We start from the raw sequence: 2500 nt of genomic DNA, 5'->3' as shown, positions 1-2500 counted from the left end.
AGCGAGTCTGAACAGGGCGCACAGTCAGGGGGGGTAGACGCGAAACTTTGTGATCTACCCTTGGGCAGGATGAAGTTGCGGTAACACGCAATGGAGGTCCGAACCAGTTTCCGTTGAAAAGGATTTGGATGACCTGAGGGTAGGGGTGAAAGGCCAATCAAACTGAGAAATAGCTCGTACTCCCCGAAATGCCTTTAGGGGCAGCGTCGAGGTTGAGTCTTTTGGAGGTAGAGCTACCGATAGGACTAGGGGGAGTCAAATCCTACCGAATCCTGACGAACTCCGAATGCCAATAGACATACTCGGCAGTGAGGCTTGGGGTGCTAAGGTCCCAGGCCGAGAGGGAAAGAACCCAGACCATCAGCTAAGGTCCCTAAATTTACGCTAAGTTGAACAAAGGAGGTCCAGTTGCTTAGACAGCCAGGATGTTGGCTTGGAAGCAGCCATTCATTTAAAGAGTGCGTAACAGCTCACTGGTCGAGCGACAGGGCATCGATAATAATCGGGCATCAAGCGTAATACCGAAGCTATGGATAGAACTTGTTCTGTGGTAGGGGAGCATTCCCGTCTGCGGCGAAGGTATCTGGCAATGGATACTGGAGCGTCGGGAAAAGCAAATGTAGGCATAAGTAACGATAATGCGGGCGAGAAACCCGCACACCGAAAGACTAAGGTTTCCTGATCAACGCTAATCGGATCAGGGTTAGTCGGGTCCTAAGGCCGATGCGAAGGCTAAGGTCGATGGACAACTGGTTAATATTCCAGTACTAGCGTGACCCAGCGATGCGGTGACGGAGAAGTGAAAGGCCCGCCTGGTGACGGAATACCAGGTTGAAGCACGTAGGTATACCATTGGTAGTCAAGTACGCCATAGGTGCTGAAATGCGATAGTACCCCAAGCCCCCGGGCGAGGGGATAGCGGCCCTAACCATGCTCCCAAGAAAACCCGCTAAGCGTTACGACGGTCACGCTACCCGTACCGCAATCCGACACAGGTAGTCGAGGAGAGAATCCTAAGGTGCTCGAGTGAATCACGGCCAAGGAACTCGGCAAAATGGCCCTGTAACTTCGGGAGAAGGGGCGCTTCCTCATGGCAACATGAGAAGCCGCAGTGAAAAGGCCCAGGCGACTGTTTAACAAAAACACATGGCTATGCGAAATCGAAAGATGAGGTATATGGCCTGACACCTGCCCGGTGCCGGAAGGTTAAGGGGGGGAGTTAGCCGCGAGGCGAAGCTCTGAACCGAAGCCCCGGTAAACGGCGGCCGTAACTATAACGGTCCTAAGGTAGCGAAATTCCTTGTCGGGTAAGTTCCGACCTGCACGAATGGTGTAACGATCTGGGCGCTGTCTCAGCCGTGAGCTCGGTGAAATTGTAGTCTCGGTGAAGATGCCGAGTACCCGCTACGGGACGGAAAGACCCCGTGCACCTTTACTATAGCTTAACATTGACTCTGGGTAACTGATGTGTAGGATAGGTGGGAGCCTGTGATCCGGCGTCGCTAGGCGTCGGTTAGGCAACGTTGAAATACCACCCTTCAGTTGCTTGGAGCCTAATCCCTGAGTGGGAGACATTGTTTGGTGGGTAGTTTGACTGGGGTGGTCGCCTCCAAAAGAGTAACGGAGGCTTTCAAAGGTACCCTCAGCACGCTTGGTAACCGTGCGCAGAGCGCAATAGCAGAAGGGTGCTTGACTGTGAGGCCCACAAGCCGAGCAGGGCCGAAAGGCGGATATAGTGATCCGGTGGTTCCGCATGGAAGGGCCATCGCTCAAAGGATAAAAGGTACGCCGGGGATAACAGGCTGATCTCCCCCAAGAGCTCATATCGACGGGGAGGTTTGGCACCTCGATGTCGGCTCGTCACGTCCTGGGGCTGGAGAAGGTCCCAAGGGTTCGGCTGTTCGCCGATTAAAGTGGCACGCGAGCTGGGTTCAGAACGTCGTGAGACAGTTCGGTCCCTATCTGTAGTGGGCGTTGGATGTTTGAGGGGACCTGTCCTTAGTACGAGAGGACCGGGATGGACGAGCCTCTGGTGGACCTGTTGTGGCGCCAGCCGCAGCGCAGGGTAGCTACGCTCGGATGAGATAAGCGCTGAAAGCATCTAAGTGCGAAACTCACCCCAAGATGAGACATCCCTTAAGGGCCGTGGGAGACGACCACGTCGATAGGCGGCAGGTGCAAAGCCAGGAATGGCAAAGCCGAGCCGTACTAATTGCCCGAGCGCTTTCCGCCCCAAGGGCGCGTACCCTAGCCTTTCTCTCCCACCGGTATATCAAAGCACCCCCCGACATCATTAAGGAGAGCCCGAGAGGGACCCGAAGATAATGGTGGCTATGTCGCGGGTGTCCACCTCTTCCCATTCCGAACAGAGAAGTTAAGCCCCGCCGAGCCGATGGTACTGCGGTCACACGCGGGAGAGTAGGTAGCCGCCAACCCCACAACAGACGCCCACCCCTGGAGACAGCGGTGGGCGTCTCCCGTTTACAGCCAAGGGGGAAGG

Annotated in this window: 2 rRNA genes (1 of these 2 cut by a window edge); both read left to right on the top strand. The window is 55.4% G+C overall.

Annotation, left to right across the window (positions count from 1 at the left end):
• Positions 1-2233, top strand: a 23S ribosomal RNA gene (locus tag EFA69_RS06385); it begins 662 nt to the left of the window's first position.
• Positions 2234-2323: 90 nt separating this feature from the next.
• Positions 2324-2435, top strand: a 5S ribosomal RNA gene (gene rrf, locus EFA69_RS06380).
• The last annotated feature ends 65 nt before the right edge of the window (positions 2436-2500 follow it).

Source organism: Rufibacter immobilis, assembly GCF_003721565.1.
GTDB classification, from domain to species: Bacteria; Bacteroidota; Bacteroidia; order Cytophagales; family Hymenobacteraceae; genus Nibribacter; species Nibribacter immobilis.
The sequence above is the reverse complement of the archived record's forward strand: the minus strand, read 5'-3'. Positions and strand labels throughout refer to the sequence as shown.